The 21,126-nt window shown below is 63.4% G+C and carries 16 protein-coding genes; 4 read left to right on the top strand and 12 right to left on the bottom strand.

What is annotated here, in order from left to right; all coding sequences use genetic code 11:
• Positions 1-31: 31 nt before the first annotated feature.
• The 9 genes from odhB to YY7_RS0128725 all read right to left on the bottom strand — a co-directional run bounded on the left by odhB (position 32) and on the right by YY7_RS0128725 (position 11,195).
• Positions 32-1,291, bottom strand: a complete 1,260-nt coding sequence (gene odhB / locus YY7_RS0128765) for a 2-oxoglutarate dehydrogenase complex dihydrolipoyllysine-residue succinyltransferase (RefSeq protein WP_028166242.1) — start codon at positions 1,289-1,291, stop codon at positions 32-34.
• Positions 1,292-1,446: 155 nt separating this feature from the next.
• A complete protein-coding gene (locus tag YY7_RS0128760) occupies positions 1,447-4,404 on the bottom strand; it encodes a 2-oxoglutarate dehydrogenase E1 component (RefSeq protein ID WP_028166241.1) in 2,958 nt (985 codons plus the stop codon).
• A gap of 136 nt (positions 4,405-4,540) precedes the next feature.
• Positions 4,541-5,425, bottom strand: a complete 885-nt coding sequence (gene sucD, locus YY7_RS0128755; protein ID WP_028166240.1) for a succinate--CoA ligase subunit alpha — start codon at positions 5,423-5,425, stop codon at positions 4,541-4,543.
• 60 nt (positions 5,426-5,485) lie between these two features.
• Positions 5,486-5,965, bottom strand: coding sequence for a DUF1579 family protein (locus YY7_RS0128750; protein ID WP_028166239.1), 480 nt, complete (start codon positions 5,963-5,965; stop codon positions 5,486-5,488).
• Between the two features lie 2 nt (positions 5,966-5,967).
• Positions 5,968-7,164 (bottom strand): ADP-forming succinate--CoA ligase subunit beta, encoded by a 1,197-nt coding sequence (gene sucC / locus YY7_RS0128745; protein ID WP_028166238.1) that lies wholly within the window; start codon positions 7,162-7,164, stop codon positions 5,968-5,970.
• Between the two features lie 129 nt (positions 7,165-7,293).
• Positions 7,294-8,262 carry a malate dehydrogenase gene (mdh, locus tag YY7_RS0128740; protein ID WP_028166237.1) on the bottom strand — a complete coding sequence of 323 codons (969 nt, stop codon included), beginning with the start codon at positions 8,260-8,262 and terminating at the stop codon, positions 7,294-7,296.
• A gap of 250 nt (positions 8,263-8,512) precedes the next feature.
• Positions 8,513-9,700, bottom strand: a complete 1,188-nt coding sequence (gene zapE / locus YY7_RS0128735; RefSeq protein ID WP_028166236.1) for a cell division protein ZapE — start codon at positions 9,698-9,700, stop codon at positions 8,513-8,515.
• A 136-nt stretch (positions 9,701-9,836) separates the two neighbouring features.
• Entirely contained in the window at positions 9,837-10,373 is a 537-nt protein-coding gene (gene thpR / locus YY7_RS0128730) for an RNA 2',3'-cyclic phosphodiesterase (RefSeq protein ID WP_028166235.1), read from the bottom strand.
• Between the two features lie 174 nt (positions 10,374-10,547).
• Positions 10,548-11,195, bottom strand: coding sequence for an arylesterase (locus tag YY7_RS0128725; protein ID WP_028166234.1), 648 nt, complete (start codon positions 11,193-11,195; stop codon positions 10,548-10,550).
• 55 nt (positions 11,196-11,250) lie between these two features.
• Here YY7_RS0128725 and YY7_RS0128720 point away from each other — a divergent pair, with 55 nt between their 5' ends.
• The 4 genes from YY7_RS0128720 (at position 11,251) to YY7_RS0128705 (ending at position 16,308) form a co-directional block, all read left to right on the top strand.
• Positions 11,251-11,970 (top strand): ABC transporter ATP-binding protein, encoded by a 720-nt coding sequence (locus YY7_RS0128720; protein ID WP_028166233.1) that lies wholly within the window; start codon positions 11,251-11,253, stop codon positions 11,968-11,970.
• Complete coding sequence (locus tag YY7_RS0128715) at positions 11,967-14,537, top strand: ABC transporter permease (protein WP_028166232.1); 2,571 nt, start codon at positions 11,967-11,969, stop codon at positions 14,535-14,537. The genes YY7_RS0128720 and YY7_RS0128715 overlap by 4 nt, the downstream gene beginning before the upstream one ends.
• A 238-nt stretch (positions 14,538-14,775) precedes the next feature.
• Positions 14,776-15,567: a Bax inhibitor-1/YccA family protein gene (locus YY7_RS0128710; RefSeq protein ID WP_028166231.1), complete on the top strand. Its 792-nt coding sequence runs from the start codon at positions 14,776-14,778 to the stop codon at positions 15,565-15,567.
• A 195-nt stretch (positions 15,568-15,762) separates the two neighbouring features.
• On the top strand, positions 15,763-16,308 hold the full coding sequence (locus tag YY7_RS0128705; RefSeq protein ID WP_028166230.1) for a GNAT family N-acetyltransferase: 546 nt from the start codon (positions 15,763-15,765) through the stop codon (positions 16,306-16,308).
• 121 nt (positions 16,309-16,429) lie between these two features.
• Here the strand turns inward: YY7_RS0128705 and YY7_RS0128700 are convergent, their stop codons facing one another.
• From YY7_RS0128700 to acnA, 3 genes are all read right to left on the bottom strand, one after another.
• Positions 16,430-16,801 (bottom strand): DUF2794 domain-containing protein, encoded by a 372-nt coding sequence (locus tag YY7_RS0128700; RefSeq protein ID WP_028166229.1) that lies wholly within the window; start codon positions 16,799-16,801, stop codon positions 16,430-16,432.
• Between the two features lie 444 nt (positions 16,802-17,245).
• Positions 17,246-18,004 carry a DUF1223 domain-containing protein gene (locus tag YY7_RS0128695; protein WP_028166228.1) on the bottom strand — a complete coding sequence of 253 codons (759 nt, stop codon included), beginning with the start codon at positions 18,002-18,004 and terminating at the stop codon, positions 17,246-17,248.
• Positions 18,005-18,164: 160 nt separating this feature from the next.
• Complete coding sequence (gene acnA, locus YY7_RS0128690; protein WP_028166227.1) at positions 18,165-20,885, bottom strand: aconitate hydratase AcnA; 2,721 nt, start codon at positions 20,883-20,885, stop codon at positions 18,165-18,167.
• Positions 20,886-21,126: the final 241 nt, after the last annotated feature.

Below are 21,126 nucleotides of genomic sequence, written 5' to 3'. Positions count from 1 at the left end.
CGAGAAATTCGGGCGCCGCACGAAAGCAAGCTCAGAGATCCAGCACCAGCCGCGCCGGGTCTTCCAGGCTTTCCTTGACGCGCACCAGGAAGGTCACGGCTTCCTTGCCGTCGATCACGCGGTGATCGTAGGACAGCGCCAGATACATCATCGGGCGGATCTCGATCTTGCCGCCGACCACGACGGGACGCTCCTGGATCTTGTGCATGCCGAGGATGCCGGACTGCGGCGCGTTCAGGATCGGCGTCGACATCAGCGAACCATAGATGCCGCCATTGGTGATGGTGAAGGTGCCGCCCTGCATCTCCTCGATCTTGAGCTGGCCATCGCGGGCCCTGCGGCCGTAATCGGCGATTCCCTTCTCGATCTCCGCGATCGACTTGGTGTCGCAGTCCCGCACCACCGGCACGACCAGGCCCTTGTCGGTGCCGACGGCGATGCCAACGTGGTAGTAGTTCTTGTAGATAAGGTCGGTGCCGTCGATCTCGGCGTTCGCCGCCGGGATCTCCTTCAAGGCCTGCACGCAGGCCTTGGTGAAGAAGCCCATGAAGCCCAGCTTGACGCCATGCTTCTTCTCGAACGCGTCCTTGTACTGGGAGCGCAGCGCCATGACGTGGCTCATGTCGACCTCGTTGAAGGTCGTCAGCATCGCCGCCGTGTTCTGCACATCCTTCAGCCGCCGCGCGATGGTCTGGCGCAGCCGCGTCATCTTCACGCGCTCTTCGCGCGCGGCATCGTCCGCCGGCGACGGCGCCCGCACCTGCACCGAAGCCGCCGGCTGAAAGACCGGCGTCGGCGCGGAAGCCGCGCGCTCGATCGCCGCCAGCATATCGCCCTTGGTCACACGGCCATCCTTGCCGGAGCCCGGCACGGTGGAGGCATCGATCCCGCTTTCAACCGAGAGCTTGCGCACCGACGGTGCCAGCGGCGTATCCGCAGGGAGTGCCTTCGGTGCTGACGGCGCAGGCGCGGCAGCAGCCGGGGGAGGCGGCGGCGGTGCAGCCGCGGGCTTGGCCGGTGCCGGTGCGGCGGCCGGCTTGGCGGCAGCGCCTGCGGCGCCATCAGTAATCTGGCCGAGCAGCGCGCCGACCGCGACGGTTTCGCCGTCCTTGGCGATGATTTCGCCCAGTGTGCCGGCGGAAGGCGCCGGCACCTCGATCGTGACCTTGTCGGTCTCGAGCTCGACCAAGGGTTCATCGACGGCAACGGCATCGCCGGCCTTCTTGAACCAGCGGCCGATGGTGGCCTCGGTCACGGATTCGCCTAGCGTCGGAACGCGAATTTCAGTCATGGTCTCGTTTCCTTAAAACAACCTGTGCGGTCATAAACTCTAGCTGTCATCCTCCGCGAAAGCGGAGGATCCAATAGCCCGCGGCGGCTGCAATCAAGCAGCGGCAGCGCGGGTTACTGAATGCCTCGCTTTCGCGGGGCATGACGGATCGAATGTCAGTTCAACGCCTCGTCCAGGAACGCCTTGAGCTGCGCGAGATGCTTCGACATCAAGCCCGTGGCGGTCGCCGCAGCGGCCGCGCGGCCGGCGTAGCGCGGACGCCTGTTCGGCGCATGGATCTGGTTCAGCACCCACTCGAGATAGGGCTCGATGAAGTGCCAGGCACCCATGTTGCGCGGCTCTTCCTGGCACCACACGATTTCGGCGCCCTTGAAGCGGCCAAGCTCCTGCACCAGCGCCTTCAACGGCACCGGATAGAGCTGCTCGATACGCAGCAGATAGATGTCGTCGATGCCGCGCTTCTCGCGCTCTTCGTAGAGGTCGTAATAGACCTTGCCCGAGCACAGGATGACGCGGCGGATCTTGGCGTCCGGCTGCAGCTTGATCTTTTCATCCGGCAGCATCTGGGCGTCATCGTAGAGGATGCGGTGGAAGGTCGTACCCTTGGCCAGCTCCTCGAGCCGCGAGACGGCGCGCTTATGCCGCAGCAGCGACTTCGGCGTCATCATGATCAACGGCTTGCGGATCTCGCGATGCAACTGCCGCCGCAGCACGTGGAAATGGTTGGCCGGCGTGGTCGGATAGACCACCTGCATGTTGTCCTCGGCGCACATCTGCAGGTAGCGCTCGAGACGGGCCGAAGAATGTTCCGGACCCTGCCCTTCGTAGCCATGCGGCAGCATGCAGACGAGGCCGGACATGCGCAGCCATTTGCGCTCGCCCGACGAGATGAATTGGTCGAACACCACCTGGGCGCCGTTGGCGAAGTCGCCGAACTGCGCCTCCCAGATTGCCAGCGCATTCGGCTCGGCGAGCGAATAGCCGTATTCGAAGCCGAGCACCGCTTCTTCCGACAACAGCGAGTTGATGACCTCGTAGTGTCCCTGGTCACCGCCGAGATGGTTGAACGGCGTGTAGCGGCTCTCGTCCTCCTGGTCGATCAAGACCGAGTGGCGCTGCGAGAAGGTGCCGCGCTCGGAATCCTGGCCGGACAGGCGGACGTGATGGCCTTCCTCCAGCAGCGAGCAGAATGCCAGCGCCTCAGCGGTCGCCCAGTCGATGCCGACACCGCTGTCGATTGCCTTCGCACGGTTATCGAGGAAGCGCTGGATGGTGCGGTGGACGCGGAAGCCATCCGGCACTTTGGTGATCTTGCGGCCAATGTCCTTGAGCACGGCGGCATCGACGCCGGTGACACCCCGGCGCGCGTCCTCCTCCTGGTCCGCGATCTTGAAGCCGGCCCATTTGCCGTCGAGCCAGTCGGCCTTGTTCGGCTTATAGCTGGCGCCGGCCTCGAATTCAGCATCGAGCCGGGCGCGCCAGTCGGCCTTGGCCTTCTCGACCTCGCCCTCGGTGACAACACCCTCGGCGATCAGCCGCTTGGCATAGATATCCAGCGTGGACGGATGCGAGGCGATCTTCTTGTACATCACCGGCTGGGTGAAAGCCGGCTCGTCGCCCTCGTTGTGGCCATGCCTGCGGTAGCAGAACATGTCGATGACCACGGGCTTGTGGAACTTCTGGCGGAACTCGATCGCGACCTTGGCCGCGAACACCACCGCTTCCGGATCGTCGCCGTTCACATGGAAGATCGGCGCGTCGATCATCTTCGCCACGTCGGACGGATAGGGCGAGGAGCGCGAGTAGCGCGGATAGGTGGTGAAGCCGATCTGGTTGTTGACGATGAAGTGCAGCGAGCCGCCGGTGCGATACCCCTTGAGGTCGGACAGGCTGAAGCATTCCGCCACCACGCCCTGGCCGGCGAACGCCGCGTCGCCATGCATCAAGAGCGGCAGCACGGAAATACGCATGTCCGGCGGATCGCCGTGCTGGTCCTGCTTGGCGCGCACTTTGCCGAGCACCACGGGGTCGACGATCTCGAGATGCGAGGGGTTCGCGGTCAATGACAAATGGATGCTGTTGCCATCGAACTCGCGATCCGAGGAAGCACCGAGGTGGTACTTCACGTCGCCGGAGCCTTCGACGGCGTCGGGATTGGCCGAACCGCCCTTGAATTCGTGGAACAGCGCGCGATGCGGCTTGCCCATCACCTGGGTCAGCACGTTGAGGCGGCCGCGATGCGGCATGCCGACCACGATCTCCTTCACACCGAGATTGCCGCCGCGCTTGATGATCTGCTCCAGCGCCGGAATCAGCGATTCGCCGCCATCTAGGCCGAAACGCTTGGTGCCGGTGAACTTGACGTCACAGAATTTCTCGAAGCCCTCGGTCTCGATCAGCTTGTTCAGGATCGCGCGGCGCCCCTCAGGGGTGAAGCTGATCTCCTTGTCCGGCCCCTCGATGCGCTCCTGAATCCACGCCTTCTGCGCGGCATTGGAGATATGCATGAACTCGACGCCGAGCGTCTGGCAGTAGGTGCGCTCGCAGATCGCGACGATTTCGCGCAAGGTGCCGTATTCGAGCCCGAGCACGTGGTCGAGGAAGATCTTGCGGTCGAAATCGGCTTCCGTGAACCCGTAGGTGCGCGGATCGAGCTCTTCGCGGTCGCGCGGCGCCTCGATGCCGAGCGGGTCGAGCTTGGCGTGGAAGTGGCCCCGCATGCGGTAGGCGCGGATCAGCATCAGCGCACGGACCGAATCGCGCGTCGCCTGGTTGACGTCGGCTGGCGAGAGTTCGGCGCCCTTGGCCTGCGCCTTGGCGGCGATCTTGTTGCCGACGGCCTTCTCGACCTGCGCCCAATTGCCGTCCAGCGCCGAGGTCAGGTCGTCACGCGGCGTTACCGGCCAGTTGGGACGGCTCCAGGACGGCCCTTCGGCGTTCTTCTGGACGTCCGCCGGGGTGTCCTTCAGGCTCTTGAAGAAATCCTGCCAGTCGGTGTCAACCGACGCCGGGTCCTGCTCGTAGCGGGCGTAGAGATCGTCGATGTAGGTGGCGTTGGTGCCCTGCAAAAAGGAGGAAAGGGCAAAAGCGGCGTTCGCGTCCTGGCGAGACATGATAGCGTCCTGGTGATTTTCGGTTCGCGCGCAAGTGACGGCGCAAGCCGCCGGCCCGGAAGGCCGGCTGGCTGAGATTAGGATGGTTTACCCTATTTAATCCTAAACTTCGCGCCGAAAAGAACCAAGGACTGAATCAAGACTTCAATTTCTCGGCAAGGGTATGCCCGAGGCGTGCGGGTGACGGAGAAACGGTGATTCCGGCCGCTTCCATGGCCGCGGTCTTGGAACCGGCGTCGCCCTTGCCGCCGGAGATGATCGCACCGGCATGACCCATGCGGCGGCCGGGAGGGGCGGTAACGCCGGCGATGAAGCCGACCATCGGCTTCTTGCGGCCCCGCTTGGCCTCGTCCTTGATGAACTGGGCGGCATCCTCCTCGGCCGAGCCGCCAATCTCGCCGATCATGATGATCGACTTGGTAGCGTCGTCCTTCAGGAACATTTCCAGTACATCGATGAATTCGGTGCCCTTGACCGGGTCGCCGCCGATGCCGACAGCCGTGGTCTGGCCGAGCCCCTCCTGCGAGGTCTGGAACACGGCCTCGTACGTCAACGTGCCCGAGCGCGAAACGATCCCGACGCTGCCGGGCCGGAAGATGTTGGCCGGCATGATCCCGATCTTGCACTCGCCGGCGGTCATGACGCCCGGGCAGTTCGGCCCGATCAGCCGCGACTTCGAGCCTGACAGCGAGCGCTTGACGCGCACCATGTCGAGCACCGGGATGCCCTCGGTGATGCAGACGATCAGCGGGATCTCCGCATCGATCGCCTCGCAGATCGCGTCCGCCGCGCCCGGCGGCGGCACATAGATCACCGACGCATCGGCGCCGGTCTTCTCGCGCGCCTCGCGCACGGTGTCGAACACCGGCAGGCCGAGATGGGTCGAGCCGCCTTTGCCGGGCGACGTGCCGCCGACCATCTTGGTTCCGTAGGCAATCGCCGCTTCCGAATGGAAAGTGCCGTTCTTGCCGGTGAAACCCTGGCAGATGACCTTGGTGTTGTTGTCGATCAGGATGGACATGTCTTCAGATGCTTTCGCGAAACGCCGGTGACAGGTTTAGTTGTTTGAGCCGGATCAGGCTTAGTGGACACGCCGATACACGCCGGTGAGCACGTCTGCCCATCCTTCCGCGTCGGGCGAGAACTGGATCTTCATGGTGTAGCTGTCGTCGTCGACGACCTCGTAGAGGTGACGCGCGTTGCCGCGCAGCGAGCCGCGCACGAGCGTCAGCGTCTTGCCGACCCAGCTTCCGGACGCGGGCGACGGCGGGTAGTAGCCGAGCGAATCGTGCCAGAACAATTTGTAGAGCCGGTCGTCACGGTCATAGGTGAACAGGGCATGGGTAGCGAATATCTCCTGGCCATCGCGCGTCTGCCGCGAGTCCTGGATCAGGTAGAAGCCGTTGAGATCGATGCGCGCCACCACATGCGAGGTGGCGGGACCGCCCGGGTTCCAGCGCGACGGGTAGACCACCTCCTCGCCGGCCCATTCACCCGCGAAGACTCCGAGCTTCTTGTGCTCCGGAAGCGGTGACGGTGCGGCGAGATGGTCCTGAGCCATTGCTAGCCTCCCTTGACGGCATTCACGATTTTCTGCGCGGCGTCATCGAGATTGTCAGCGGGCAGGACATTGAGACCGCTATTGTTGATGATCTTCTTGCCCTGCTCGACATTGGTGCCTTCGAGCCGCACCACCAACGGCACCTTCAGGCCGACCTGCTTGACCGCAGCGACGACACCCTCGGCAATCACATCGCATTTCATGATGCCGCCGAAGATGTTGACCAGGATGCCCTTCACATTGGGGTCCGCGGTGATGATCTTGAACGCTGCGGCCACCTTGTCGACACTAGCACCGCCGCCGACGTCGAGGAAGTTCGCGGGCTCCATGCCATAGAGCTTGATGATGTCCATGGTCGCCATGGCAAGCCCAGCGCCGTTGACCATGCAGCCGATGGTGCCGTCGAGCGCAACATAGTTGAGGTCGTATTTCGACGCCTCGATCTCCTTGGCATCCTCCTCGGTCTCGTCGCGCAGCGCCGCGACGTCGGGATGGCGGAACATGGCGTTATCGTCGAAGGACACCTTGGCGTCGAGCACGCGGAGCTGCCCCTGCTTGGTGACGACGAGCGGATTGATCTCCAGCATCGCCATGTCCTTGGCGGTGAACGCGGCATAAAGCTGGCTTACGAGCTTTTCCGCCTGCTTGGCGAGATCGCCGGAAAGGTTCAGCGCCTTCGCGACGGTGCGGCCGTGATGCGGCATGATGCCGGTGGCCGGATCGACCGAGAAGGTAATGATCTTCTCCGGGGTCGAGTGCGCGACGTCCTCGATGTTGACGCCGCCTTCGGTCGAAACCACGAACGAGACCTCAGAGGTCTCGCGGCTGACCAGGATCGAGAGATAGAACTCCTTGTCGATCTCGGAGCCTTCCTCGATGTAGAGGCGGTTGACCTGCTTGCCATGCGCCCCGGTCTGCACCGTCACGAGCGTCGCGCCGAGCATCTGCTTGGCGAACGCAGCAACCTCGGCCACCGACTTGGCGATGCGGACGCCGCCCTTGTCGCCGGCGGAGGCCTCCTTGAACTTGCCTTTGCCGCGGCCGCCGGCGTGGATCTGGCTCTTCACCACCCAGATCGGGCCGGGAAGCGTCTTGGCCGCCACCTCAGCATCCTCAGGCTTCAGCACGGGTACGCCGCGCGAGATCGGCACGCCGAAGTCGTGCAGCAATGCCTTGGCCTGATATTCGTGGATATTCATCGGGACGCTCCCCAAAACCCTCTACGGCGAAGTTCTACAGTTCACCTTGGTAGTTGGCATACCACATACCAAAAGAACTGCAACCCAGAAACGCTTTCGGCCCCGATCGGGGCCGAAAACTGAACGAAATCAATGACCGAGCAGATCGGGCGCGATCTTCTTGCAGGCGTCGACCAGACCCTGCACCGCGCCAACCGACTTGTCGAACGCCTCGCGGTCCTTGCCGGCCAGCTCGATCTCGACCACGCGCTCGACGCCCTTGGAGCCGATCACCACGGGCACGCCGACATACATATCCTTCACGCCGTATTCCCCGTTGAGGTAGGCGGCGCAAGGCAGCACGCGCTTCTTGTCCTTCAGATAGCTCTCGGCCATCGCGATCGCGGATGCCGCCGGCGCATAGAAGGCCGAACCGGTCTTCAGGAGGTTGACGATCTCGGCGCCGCCATTGCGGGTGCGGTCGACGATCTCGTCGATGCGCGCCTGCGAGGTCCAGCCCATCTTGACCAGATCGGGCAGCGGGATGCCTGCGACCGTGGAGTAGCGCGTCAGCGGCACCATGGTGTCGCCATGACCGCCAAGCACGAAGGCGGTGACGTCCTCAACACTGACGTTGAACTCGTCGGCGAGGAAATAGCGGAAGCGCGCCGAATCGAGCACGCCAGCCATGCCGACGACCTTCTTGCTCGGCATGCCGGAGGCCTTCTGCAGCGCCCAGACCATGGCGTCGAGCGGATTGGTGATGCAGATGACGAAGGCGTCGGGGGCATACTTCTTGATGCCGGCGCCGACCTGCTCCATCACTTTCAGATTGATGCTCAGGAGATCGTCGCGGCTCATGCCGGGCTTGCGCGGCACGCCGGCGGTGACAATGCAGACCTTGGCGCCATCGAGCGCCTCGTAGGAATTGGCGCCGGCCAGCTTGGAATCGAAGCCGTCGACCGGCGAGGACTGCGCGATATCAAGCGCCTTGCCCTGCGGCACGCCCTCGGCGATGTCGAACAGCACGACGTCGCCAAGCTCTTTCAGGCCGATCATGTGAGCCAGCGTTCCGCCGATCTGGCCGGAGCCAATCAAAGCAATCTTGTCGCGCGCCATGGGAAATCTGTCCTTTGAGCACAAAGAGGAGGATGGATAGCAGATCGGATCGCTGGTTATCCCTTTCGAATGATCCATTCAAGTCGCGGCCATGCCCAATTGTCGGGCCGGCTCCGCATCCTGATCGCAGGCATACCAGCGTTGCCTGTCATTCCGGGGCGCGCGTCAGCGCGAGCCCGGATCTGGAGATTATGATTCGAGCTTCCAGGTTCATCGCTGCGCGACACCCCGGAACGACTGGGTGACGCACTTAAGTCTCCACCAGTCCCGTGCTCGAGCCGCTGGCCGTGGAATCCTTTCGCTTCCCGTGCGGAAGCGCCAGATAGGAGGCCGAGCTCATTTCGATCAGGCGCGAGGACGTGCGCTTGAATTCGTTGGCCTCGACACCTTCGGTCGCGAGGTAAAGCGACACCGGGTTGGCTTGGGCAGAGGCCATCAGTTTCACGGCATTGTCATAGAGCGTATCAATCAGCGAGATGAAGCGCTTGGCAGCGTTCCGATCGGCCAGATCCATCACCGGGATCCGATCGATCAGAATGGTGTGATAATCGTGCGCGAGTCTCAGATAGTCGGAGGCAGCCAATGGCCTCTCGCAAATCTCGGCAAAGCTGAAACGCGCCACGCCATGCGACGAGCAGGGCACCTGCAGGATGCGACCCTTGATCGGAATGTCGCGCGGCTTGCAGGGCGCATTGCCGGTCATCCTGGCCCAGGCCGTATTCAGCGCGGCCTCCGCCTCCTCATCGGCCGGCACCAGCCACATCTTCCCGCCGGCAAGTTTTTCCAGACGGAAATCGGTGCGCGCATCGAGCCGCAGCACGTCCATATGCTCAGAGATCTGCGCGATGAAGGGCAGGAACAGCGCGCGGTTGAGGCCGCCTTTGTAGAGATCTTCCGGCGCGACGTTGGAGGTCGCGACCACGACGGTGCCGAACTCGAACAGTTTGGCGAACAGCCGCCCCAGGATCATCGCATCCGCGATGTCGGTGACGTGGAATTCGTCGAAGCAGAGCAGCCAGGCCTCATCGAAGATCGCCTGCGCGGTGAGCGCGATCACGTCGGCATCGGCGATCTCGCCGCGCGCGATCTGCTGCCGGTAGCCGTAGATCCGCTCGTGCGCCTCGGCCATGAATTCGTGAAAATGGGCGCGGCGCTTGTGCTCGATCGGACACTGCTGGAAGAACAGGTCCATCAGCATGGTCTTGCCGCGGCCGACCTCGCCATGGACGTACAGCCCGTGCGGCGGCTCGTTCTTGTCGCCGCCGAACAGCCGGCCGAACAGGCCCTGCTTGCGCGAGGGCTTATAGCTTGCAAGGCGGTCCTCGAGCGAGCCGAAAGCGTCGGCGACGCGAGCCTGCTCCGGATCGGCTTCGATCGCCCCGGAGTCAACGAGAGCCTGATAATGCGCGCGGAAGGAACTCGGCGAGGTGGAGAGCATGCCCCTTTCGGCCCTATGGGACGAAAAATTGCAAGCCGTGAATGACGCCGGGGCTATGACAAATTCTAACGGCGGTCATGCCCCGGTGGTTGGCCCGGAGGAATCCCCACGTCGCCATCTACGCCCTGACCGGCGCTCACGCGCTCAGCGCGTATGAATCCTCGACCACATAGGGTCCGCCGCCGGTGGAGGCGCGCGAGGAGAACAGCACGAAGCGCGAAGCCAGGAAGGTGCGGCTCGGGAAGTAGCCGCGCACCGAAAGATAGTCGGCGACGTCCTGGCTCGAAGCGTCATGCAACCGCGCCAGCGTGACATGCGGCGTGAATTTGCGCCCTTCCGGATCGAGCCCGATCCGCTGCATCAACCGCTCAAGCTCGGCCTGCAGGTCGATCAACGGCTTGCTCGGCTCGACGGAGGCAACCACGGCGCGCGGCTTGCGTCCGCCAAAGCTCGACAGCCCCTGCAGCTTGACCTCGAACGGCTTGCGGTTGATCCGCAGCAGCATCGACGCGATCTCGTTGGCAGAGGCGCCGTCGATATCGCCGATGAAGCGCAAGGTGACGTGATAATTTTCGGGATCGATCCAGCGTGCGCCTGGAAGGCCGCCACGCAAGCCGGAAAGGGTCTGGCCGATCTCGGCCGGGATTTCCAGTCCAGTGAACAGACGCGGCATCGCAAGATCCTCGATGCAGAGCGTGAGCTCGAAGAGCCCTCGCTGAGAATAGCCCGGCAGCGAATCACCGGTGATTATTTCTAGCCGACTTATATGACTCTGCGAAGCATGCGACATTAACAGCTCGTAAACCTACGGAAAAACCGCAAGCCAGGCTTGTCCACTGCCTGCTTTTCAACTCCGTTGCCCAGAGATCGTGCCAACAAATGCCTCCACCGTGGGCAGCATATTTTTTACGATGATGTCGATGCCGTCGGCGGTCGGATGCATGCCGTCGGCCTGGTTGAGCTTGGCGTCGGCCGCGACACCTTCAAGAAAGAACGGGTAAAGCGGCACGCCGAAGGATTTCGAAAGCTCCGGATAGATCGCATTGAAGCGCGCCGCATAGTCGCTTCCGTAGTTGGGCGGCGCAAGCATGCCGCAGATGAGCACCGCTATGCCGCGCGCCTTCAGCCGCGACAGAATGTCGGAGAGAGCGGCACGGGTCACCGCAGGATCGGTGCCGCGCAGCCCGTCGTTGGCTCCGAGTTCGAGAATGACGGCGTCGGTTCCCTCGGGCACCGACCAATCGAGCCGCTCGCGGCCGCTGGAGGCGGTATCGCCGGACACCCCGGCATTGATCATATCGACCCTTATCCCCTTGGTCTCCAAAGCCTTTTTCAGTTTCGTGGGGAACGCGGCATTGGCCGGAAGACCGAGCCCGGCGCTCAAGGAATCGCCCAATACCACCATCTTGATCGGTTTGGGCGCCCCGGCCGATTGTCCCTGTGCCGTTGCCATAGCCACCGTCATCAAGGCCACAATCAACACAGTTAAGTGCACGAGGGTCGCAATCCGGCCCTCGACCCGCGCGGCGGAAGTGCCATATGACCGAGCCATGGACAGTCTCATAGAATCCTCTTCGCTTTCCGGCGTCGCGCCGGAGACCATTTCCATTTCCAACGTCAACCTCTCGCTCGGCACCGGTGCAGCCCGGGTTCATATCCTGAAAGATATCAGCCTTCGTGTGGCATCGGGGGAAGCGATCGGACTGATCGGGCCGTCAGGCTCGGGCAAGTCGACGCTGTTGATGGTGATGGCGGGATTGGAACGTCCTGACAGCGGTGAGGTGGTAGTCAACGGCACGCCGTTCAATACGCTGGATGAGGACGCGCTGGCGCGTTTCCGCGGGCGCCAGGTCGGTATCGTCTTTCAGTCGTTCCACTTGATCCCCACCATGACGGCGCTGGAAAATGTCGCGGTGCCGCTCGAACTCGCCGGCAATCCCGACGCTGCCGAACGCGCCGCCGCGGAACTGACATCGGTCGGCCTCGGCCACCGGCTGCACCACTATCCGACCCAACTCTCCGGCGGCGAGCAGCAGCGCGTGGCGCTTGCGCGTGCGCTGGCGCCTGATCCTGCGATCCTGGTCGCGGACGAGCCGACCGGCAATCTCGATGAGGCAACGGGAAAGCAGATCGTCGACCTGCTGTTCACCAAACATGCCGAGCGCGGGATGACGCTGGTGCTTGTCACCCATGATTCTTCGCTGGCGCAGCGCTGCGACCGCGTGGTGCGGCTGCGCTCGGGACGGATCGACGGACAGTCCGCAACATGAGCATTGCTGTCGAAGCTGCCACGACGAGCCGCGCACCGTCGCTTGCTCTACGCTATGCGCTGCGCGAGTTGCGCGGCGGCCTGCGCGGCTTCTATGTCTTTATCGCCTGCATCGCGCTCGGCGTGATGGCCATCGCCGGCGTCGGCTCGGTGGCGGCGAGCCTGAGCGAAGGGCTGACACGCGAGGGCCGCTCGCTGCTTGGCGGCGACGTCAGCTTTTCCCTGATGCAGCGCGAGGCCAAGCCGGCCGAGATCGCGTTCCTGCGCACACATGGCGACGTCTCAGTCGGCGCAACGCTGCGCGCGATGGCGCGCAATCCGGCGGGCACGCTGGCGCTGGTCGAACTCAAGGCCGTCGACGGGTCTTATCCCCTGCTCGGCGAACTGACGCTCAATCCGAAGATGCCGGTCTCCGACCTCTTCGCCGAACGCAACGGCGTGTTCGGCGCCGGCGTCGATTCGACCTTGCTGGCGAGGCTTGATCTGAAGCTCGGTGACGACGTCAGCATCGGCGGCGCGACGTTCCAGATCCGCAGCGTGGTCGAGGCCGAGCCGGACAAGCTCGTCGGCGGCGTCGGCCTGGGCCCCCGCTTCCTTGTCAGCGAGGCGGGCCTGCGCGCAACCGGGTTGCTGCAGCCCGGCAGCCTGGTGCGCTGGATCTACCGCGTGAAGCTGCCGGGCAACGCCAATGACGACCGCGCGACCACGACGTTCATCGGTGGCGCGCGCAATGCGCTGCCCGAAGCTGGCTGGGAGATCCGCAGCCGCGACAACGCCTCGCCGCAACTCGAACGCAATATCAATCGCTTCACTCAGTTCCTGACCCTGGTCGGGCTCGCCGCGCTGTTGGTCGGCGGCGTCGGCGTCGCCAACGCCGTCAAGAGCCACATTGACCGCCGGCGCGACGTCATCGCCTCGTTCAAGGCGCTTGGCGCCACCGGCCGCGACGTCTTCACGATCTATCTGACACAGGTGATCGTGCTCGCCACCATCGGCTCGGTGATCGGGCTGGCGCTCGGCGCGGCCCTGCCCTTCGTCATCGTCGGCATATTCGGAAAGCTGCTGCCGCTGCCGGTGATCCCGGCGCTGCATCCCGATGAACTTGCATTGTCGTTCGTCTACGGCCTCCTGACCGCGCTGGCGTTCGGCCTGTGGCCGCTCGGCCGGGTGCACGACGTGCCGGTGGCGGCGCTGTTCCGCGATACGGTCGCCAGCGAATGGCACCGGCCGCGCTGGAGCTATCTGACGCTGATGGGCGCGGTGATCGCGCTATTGATCGCGGTTGCGGTCGGACTTTCCTACGACAAGCGCATCGCCGCCGTGTTCGTCGCCTCCTCCATCGCAGTCTTCGTGCTGCTGCGTTTGATCGCCGCCGGGTTGATGGCGCTGGCGCGGCGGCTGCCGCGTAGCCGCATCACCATGGTGCGGCTGGCGGTCGCCAACATCCACCGGCCCGGCGCGCTGACGCCATCGGTGGTGCTTTCGCTCGGCCTCGGGCTCGCCGTGCTCGTCACCATCACCCAGATCGACGGCAATTTGCGCCGCCAGTTCCTCGCCGCGCTGCCCGACCGCGCCCCCTCGTTCTTTTTCATCGATATTCCCTCCACCGAGGCCGACCGGTTCAGCGCTTTTCTGAAGCAGACCACGCCGGACGGAACGGTCGAGGACGTGCCGATGCTGCGCGGGCGCATCGTTGCCGCCCGCGGCGTCAAGGCGGACGAGTTGAAACCATCGGTCGACGCCGAATGGGTGCTGCAGAGCGACCGCGGCCTGACCTACACCGGAGAGGTTCCCAAAGGCTCGAAGATCGTCGAGGGCGAATGGTGGGGCGCCGACTATCACGGCCCGCCGCTGGTCTCGATGGAGAAGAAGATCGCCGACGGGCTGAGGCTCAAGATCGGCGACGAGATCGTCGTCAACGTGCTCGGCCGCGACATTTCGGCGAAGATCGCCAATCTCCGCAACATCGACTGGCAGGGGCTCGGCATCAATTTCGTGCTGGTGTTTTCGCCCAACGCCTTCAAGGGCGCCCCGCACAGCCATGTGGCGACCCTGACGGAGGCGCATCCGTCCCCTTCCGATGACGCCCGCATCATCAAGCAGGTCTCCGACGCTTTCCCGATGGTGACGAGCGTCCGGGTCCGTGAGGCGCTGGAGACCATCGGCAGCGTCGTCACCAATCTCGTGCTGGCGATCCGCGGCGCCAGCGCGGTGACGCTGATCTCGGCCATCCTGGTGCTGGGCGGCGCGCTCGCCGCCGGCCACCGCCACCGCGTCTATGACGCGGTGATCCTGAAGACGCTCGGCGCCACCCGCGCCCGCCTGCTGGGCGCCTATGCGCTCGAATATCTCATGATCGGCTTCGCCACCGCGCTGTTCGGCGTATTCGCCGGCTCGATCGCCGCCTGGCTGATCGTCACCCGGCTGATGACGCTGAGTTTCGTCTGGGAGGCCGGCAGCGCTGCGGCGGTGGTGGTCGCGGCCCTGATCGTCACCGTCGGGCTCGGGCTGGCCGGCACGCTGCTCGCCTTGAACCAGAAGCCCGCGGCAGTGTTGCGGAATTTGTGACAATTTGAAGCGGGGAACGAGGCCGGTTAATACCGGCTTTGCCTTGAAATAAGGGCCAGAGCGACATTCAGCCGCGCGTGGAAGCTTGCGGCGGTTGTGTTAGTTTCCCACATACGCCTTGGGTCGGATGGGCGGTTTGATGACACGGATTTTAATGTCCGCAGGCCGCGCTATCTGAGATAGATTATACTCGGTCCCGCAAATCCCTTGCGACCGGAACAACCACGGGAATTCGACCATGTCGGACCTAGACCGTAACTATGCCTCTCCCTTCGGCCGGGCCGCCGGTCGCATTGACACTGCGACGGTCGACGCCGGTCTGCGCGCCTACATGCTGCGCATCTACAACTACATGTCGATCGGCCTCGCGATCACGGGCCTGGCCGCGCTCGGCGTCTATATGGCGGCGGTGACGGCGGATCCGTCCGCAGCCGTCGCAAAGTTCGGCAACGCCTATCTGACGCAGTTCGGCTATGCGATGTTCGTCAGCCCGCTGAAGTGGCTGTTCATCCTCGCACCGCTGGTGATGGTGTTCGTGATCTCGGCCGGCATTAACCGGCTGCAGCCCGCGACTGCTCAGCTCCTGTTCTGGGTGTTCTCGGCGCTGATGGGCCTCTCGCTGTCGTCGATCTTCCTGGTGTATACGCACACCTCGATCGTGCGGGTGTTCTTCATCACCGCGGCGACCTTTGGTGCGCTCAGCCTCTACGGCTACACCACCAAGCGTGACATGAGCGGCATGGGCTCGTTCCTGTTCATGGGCCTGATCGGCATCATCATCGCCAGCCTGGTGAACCTGTTCCTGGCGAGTTCGGCGCTGCAGTTCATCGTTTCGGTGGTCGGCGTGCTGGTGTTCGCGGGCCTCACCGCTTGGGATACCCAGCGGCTGAAGAACGACTACATCTACGGCTACGCCTCACAGGGTGGCGCGATTGCCGAGCGTGCGGCGATTACCGGCGCACTCTCGCTCTACTTGAACTTCATCAACCTGTTCACGCTGCTCCTGCAGCTCCTTGGACAGCGCGACTAAGCGCCTCCGGCAGTACCAACGATCGAAGCCCCGGCCTCACCGCCGGGGCTTTTCGTTTGCGCACTCAGTCCCCTACCCGGGCTCGTTCCCCGAGCATCCACCCTTGGCGAGAAAGGCGTGGATGGCCGGGTCGAGCCCGGCCATGACAGATAAGGAGAGCGTTGCTCCCGGGAAACCTGCTGCTATCTTGCCGCCATGTCCGCCGTCGAGATCAGGCCCGCCACTGAGGCCGACCTTCCCTCCGTCACTGCAATTTACGAGCACGCGGTGCGCTTCGGCACCGCGACGTTCGAGCTGGTCCCGCCGGACCTCGCGGAGATGACGCGCCGCTTCAGGGCGCTGACGGATGGCGGCTTTCCCTATTTCATCGCCGCCCTTGACGGAGGCGTGGTCGGTTACGCCTATGCCGGCGCCTACCGCCCGCGTCCGGCCTATCGCTTCACGGTGGAGAATTCGATTTATCTGGATCCCTCGATCCACCGCCGCGGCGTCGGCCTGCAACTGCTGCAGCGGCTGATCAGCGAATGCGAGGCGCGCGGCTACCGGCAGATGATCGCGGTGATCGGAGACTCCGCCAACGCCGGCTCAATTGGCGTTCACCTCAAGACCGGCTTCACGCTGATCGGAACCCATCCGAGCGTCGGCCTCAAATTCGGCCGCTGGCTCGACACGGTGATGATGCAGCGCGCGCTCGGCGACGGCGCCACCACGGTGCCGACCGACGATCCGGGCCGGCGTTAATTCTCTGTCATTCCGGGGCGCGCGTAAGTGCGAACCCGGAATCCAGAGGTTGGTGAGAGCGCAATTTGCCGCACGAGACTCCGGGTTCGCTTCGCGCCCCGGAATGACGGACGCCGCGGCCTTAAACAACCGCCAGCTTGCGGTCGATCACGAGCAGCACGCGCTCCAGCTCATGGCCGCGGCGCAGGATCAGGCCGGTCGCCGAGATCACGCTGTACATGCCCTGCTTGCGGGCGAGCCGCGGGTCCTTTTCGATTCGATAGATCGGGACTTCGGAGGAGCGGCGGAACACCGAGAACACGGCGCGATCCTTCAGGAAGTCGATGGCGTAATCCCGCCACTCGCCATCGGCGACCATGCGGCCATAGAGATTGAGGATGCGATTGAGTTCGAGACGATTGAACGTGACGCGGTTCTGTAGCGGGCTGGCAGCGACGGGCCGCGCCGCCGCGCGAAGCCCGCTTGGATCGGTGTCCTCCGATATCGATATCATCAAGCGCCTCCTGTCATGCGGCTGACATGATTGCGCTAACCGGGCAGCGCCGCAAGGGTTCAGAGCCGCCGTGCGACGAATGGGAAGATTTTCCAGGAGTCACAGTATCGTTAGAAAGAATCTTATTGCTGCCCCACTTCCGCCCACCGCCCGCCCCGCTGCCCTGCGAAAAGGAAATCCTGCGTTGGCCCGGTTCTTTCGGTTCCGGATTCCTCAGCCCCCAGCCCCCCGGGGCCGTCGGGACCGGGCCTGTTCGCAGGGGAGTTAACTCCCTTTTGACTGGGCCAACGAGAGTTGGTCCTTTTCTTTTTTGGGGTCCGTCGCGATACGTCATTCCAGGGCACGCGCCGGCGTGAACCCGGAATCTGGACATGATGACGGGAGATTCCGGCTTCGCGCGATGCGCGCCGGAACGACAAGGTGTGTTGGGTTTGATCTAGATCTTTACCGCAGCGGCGTCATGGCCGCACCGAGCATCGGGCCCGGCTTGTCGCGATTGCCGTCCTGGACATAGACGACGGCGGCATCGACGCCTTCACGCGAGATGTTCTCGATCGGCACCGTCCAGCTTCCCGCGCTGCCGTTCCAGTCGCCGACCTTCAACAGGTTACGCACCACGTTGTGATAGGTGATCTCTTGCCCGCGATTCTCGCCGCGCCCGATCGAGATCGGCACCGCCTTGGAGATCGAGCAAATCCAGACTTCGCCATGCTTGACGCGCGGCCCATTGCTCGCCGCCACCGAGACATTGATCTGCTTGCCGGACAGCGACATCGTCACCGGCACCGACATCACGCCCTCGGTTGCGGTATCCTTGATCGCAGTCTCAATGCCGACGCGATCGCTGCCGATCACCTTCGCCGAGCCGTTAACGATGACTTGCGGCGTATAGACGTCGCGGTCGCCGCGCACATGCGAATAGGCTTTCTGGCGCGCGCTGAAGCGCGAATCAGCCAGCGTGTCCTTCCAGCCGAGATAATCCCAGTAGTCGATCGGCATGCTGAGCGCGATGACATTCGGGTCTTTGGCGAGTTCGCCGATGATCTTGTCGGCGGGCGGGCAGGACGAACAACCCTGTGAGGTGAAGAGCTCGACGACCGCACGCGGATCGGCGTGGGCGGGTCGGATGATCGCGATAATGGCGCAAACACTGAGTGCGCCGGACCAAAGCGAAAGACGATTATAGGCCATCATCGCTGTCATTCTGAGAACCGATCGTGATGATTTCCATCCGTACTTGTACGGGGCATGAGAGACGACCCTGAAGAGTATGCCCCTGACGTGCGAAAGCGGCCTTTTTCATAGGCCGCCCGCATTTTCCTAGCCATTCACGTAGCAGTGAGGCACCGATCACAAATCCGCGTTAGGCCGCGAGCTTGCGCAACACGTAGTGCAGGATGCCGCCGTTGCGATAATAATCGAGCTCATCGAGCGTATCGATGCGGCAAAGCAGCGGGACATGCTGCACTTTGCCATCGCTGGAGGTGACGTCCGCCGTCAGCATCTGGCGGGGCTTCAAATCGCCCTGCAAGCCACGAATCGTGACCTTCTCGTCGCCCTTGATGCCGAGCGACTGCCATGACGTGCCCGGCTCGAAGGTGAGTGGCAGCACACCCATGCCGACCAGATTGGAGCGATGGATGCGCTCGAAGCTCTGGCAGATCACCGCGCGAACACCGAGCAGGCGGGTGCCCTTGGCCGCCCAGTCGCGCGATGAGCCGTTGCCGTACTCGGCGCCGGCGAACACCACCAGCGGCACGCCTTCCGCTTGGTACTTCATCGCGGCATCGTAGATCGACATCTGCTCGCCGTCGGGCCAGTGCTTGGTGTTTCCGCCTTCCGGAATGTTGCCGTCGGCGCCCTTGAGCATGAAGTTCTTGATGCGGATGTTGGCAAAGGTGCCGCGCATCATGACCTCATGGTTGCCGCGCCGCGTACCATACTGGTTGAAGTCGGCGGGCCGCACCTGATGCTCGCTCAGGAATTTACCGGCGGGCGACGTCAGCTTGATCGAGCCGGCCGGCGAGATGTGGTCGGTCGTGATCTTGTCGCCGAACATGGCGAGGATCCGCGCCTCGACGATGTCGGTGATCGGCTCGGGCTCCTTCTTCATGCCCTCGAAATAGGGCGGGTTCTGCACATAGGTCGAGCTCATGTTCCAGCGATAGGTCTCGCTCTCGACCGTCTTGATCTTGCGCCAGTTGGTGTCGCCCTTGAACACGTCGGCGTATTTCTTCTTGAAGATCGACGCGGTGACGAACTTCTTCATGAAGGCGTTGATTTCCTTCGCCGTCGGCCAGATGTCCTTCAGGTAGACCGGCTTGCCGTCCTTGCCCTCGCCGATCGGCTCGACCGCGAGATCCTTGGTCACGGTGCCTGCCAGCGCGTGCGCGACGACCAGCGGCGGCGAGGCGAGATAGTTCGCCTGCACGTCAGGACTGACGCGACCCTCGAAGTTGCGGTTGCCCGACAGCACGGCGGCGGCGACGATGCCGTTGTCGTTGATCGATTTCGAAATCTCTTCCGGCAGCGGGCCGGAATTGCCGATGCAGGTGGTGCAGCCGAAGCCGACCAGGTTGAAGCCGACCTTGTCGAGATCGGCCTGCAGGCCGGAATTGGCGAGATATTCCGCCACCACCTGGCTGCCCGGGGCAAGCGAGGTCTTCACCCAAGGCTTCGCTTTCAGGCCCTTGGCAACGGCATTGCGGGCGAGCAGGCCGGCGCCGATCAGGACGCTCGGGTTGGAGGTGTTGGTGCAGGAGGTGATCGCCGCGATCACGACGTCGCCGTGGCCGAGATCGAAGTTGCGGCCCTCGACCTGATAGCGCTTCTCCGCATCATCGGCCTTCTTGTATTCGCTGGCGAGCGCCGTTGCGAAGCCGGTCGCGACCGCAGGAAGGGCGACGCGGCCCTCGGGGCGCTTCGGACCGGCCATCGACGGCACGACATCCTTGAGATCCAGAATCAGCTTTTCCGTGAACACCGGATCGGTCGATTTCGCCGTGCGGAACAGGCCCTGCGCCTTGGCATAGGCGGCGACCAGCGCGACACGTTCCGCCTTGCGGCCGGAGGTCTTGAGATAATCGATGGTCGCGGCGTCCACCGGGAAGAAGCCGCAGGTCGCGCCATATTCCGGCGCCATGTTGCCGATCGTCGCCTTGTCCGCGACCGAAAGATAATCGAGGCCAGGGCCGAAGAACTCGACGAACTTGCCGACGACGCCCTGCTTGCGCAGCATCTGCGTCACCGTCAGCACCAGGTCGGTCGCGGTGACACCTTCCTTGAGCTGGCCCTTGAGCTTGAAGCCGACCACTTCGGGCAGCAGCATCGACAAGGGCTGGCCGAGCATGCAGGCTTCCGCCTCGATGCCGCCGACACCCCAGCCGAGCACGGCAAGGCCGTTAACCATCGTGGTGTGCGAATCAGTGCCGACAAGCGAATCGGGATAGGCGACCTCGAAGGTGCCGGTCTTCTTGCCGACCGTCATCTTCTCCTTCTTGGTCCAGACCGTTTGGGCCAGATATTCGAGATTGACCTGGTGGCAGATGCCGGTACCAGGCGGCACCACCGAGAAGTTCGAGAACGCCTTCTGGCCCCATTTCAGGAACTCGTAGCGCTCCTGATTCTGCTTGTATTCCTCGACCACATTCTTGGCGAAGGCCTTGTTGTCGCCGAAGAAGTTGACGATCACGGAGTGGTCGATGACGAGGTCGACCGGCACCAGGGGGTTGATCTTCTCCGCGTCGCCGCCGAGATTCTGCATCGCGTTGCGCATCGCCGCGAGATCGACCACGGCCGGAACACCCGTGAAATCCTGCATCAGCACGCGCGCGGGGCGGAAGGCGATTTCATGCTCGAGCTTGCGCTTCCTCAGCCACTTGCTGACTGCGACGATATCTTCCTTCTTGACGGTGCGGCCGTCCTCGTTGCGCAGAAGGTTTTCAAGCAGCACCTTCATCGAGTATGGCAGCTTCGAAATGCCCTTCAGACCGTTCTTCTCTGCCGTAGGCAGGCTGTAATAGACGTAGGTCTTGCCACCGACCTTGAGGGTCTTGCGGCATTTGAAGCTGTCGAGCGATGTCATGCGAGGAAATCCCACTTATTCCGTTATACCCGGCAAGGGTATTTTTATACCGGCAGCGGCGAGGTCGGCTTCCCGCTTGCGGAGGCCGATGGTGTGCTGCATCAAGTTCCGGGGCTTATAGAATCTTTCTAGAAGCGCCGCCACACCGACGAGCGCGCCACAGCCTTGCGCCACCCAAAAATTCTCAACGGCTAGCGAAAGATTTCTTTGAGCATGATCCGAAAAAGTGGGGACCGGTTCT

Origin of the sequence: Bradyrhizobium elkanii WSM2783 (assembly GCF_000472865.1) — a bacterium.
Taxonomy (GTDB): Bacteria; Pseudomonadota; Alphaproteobacteria; order Rhizobiales; family Xanthobacteraceae; genus Bradyrhizobium; species Bradyrhizobium elkanii_A.
Note: the sequence above shows the minus strand (reverse complement) of the source record. Positions and strands in the feature narration are given on the sequence as shown.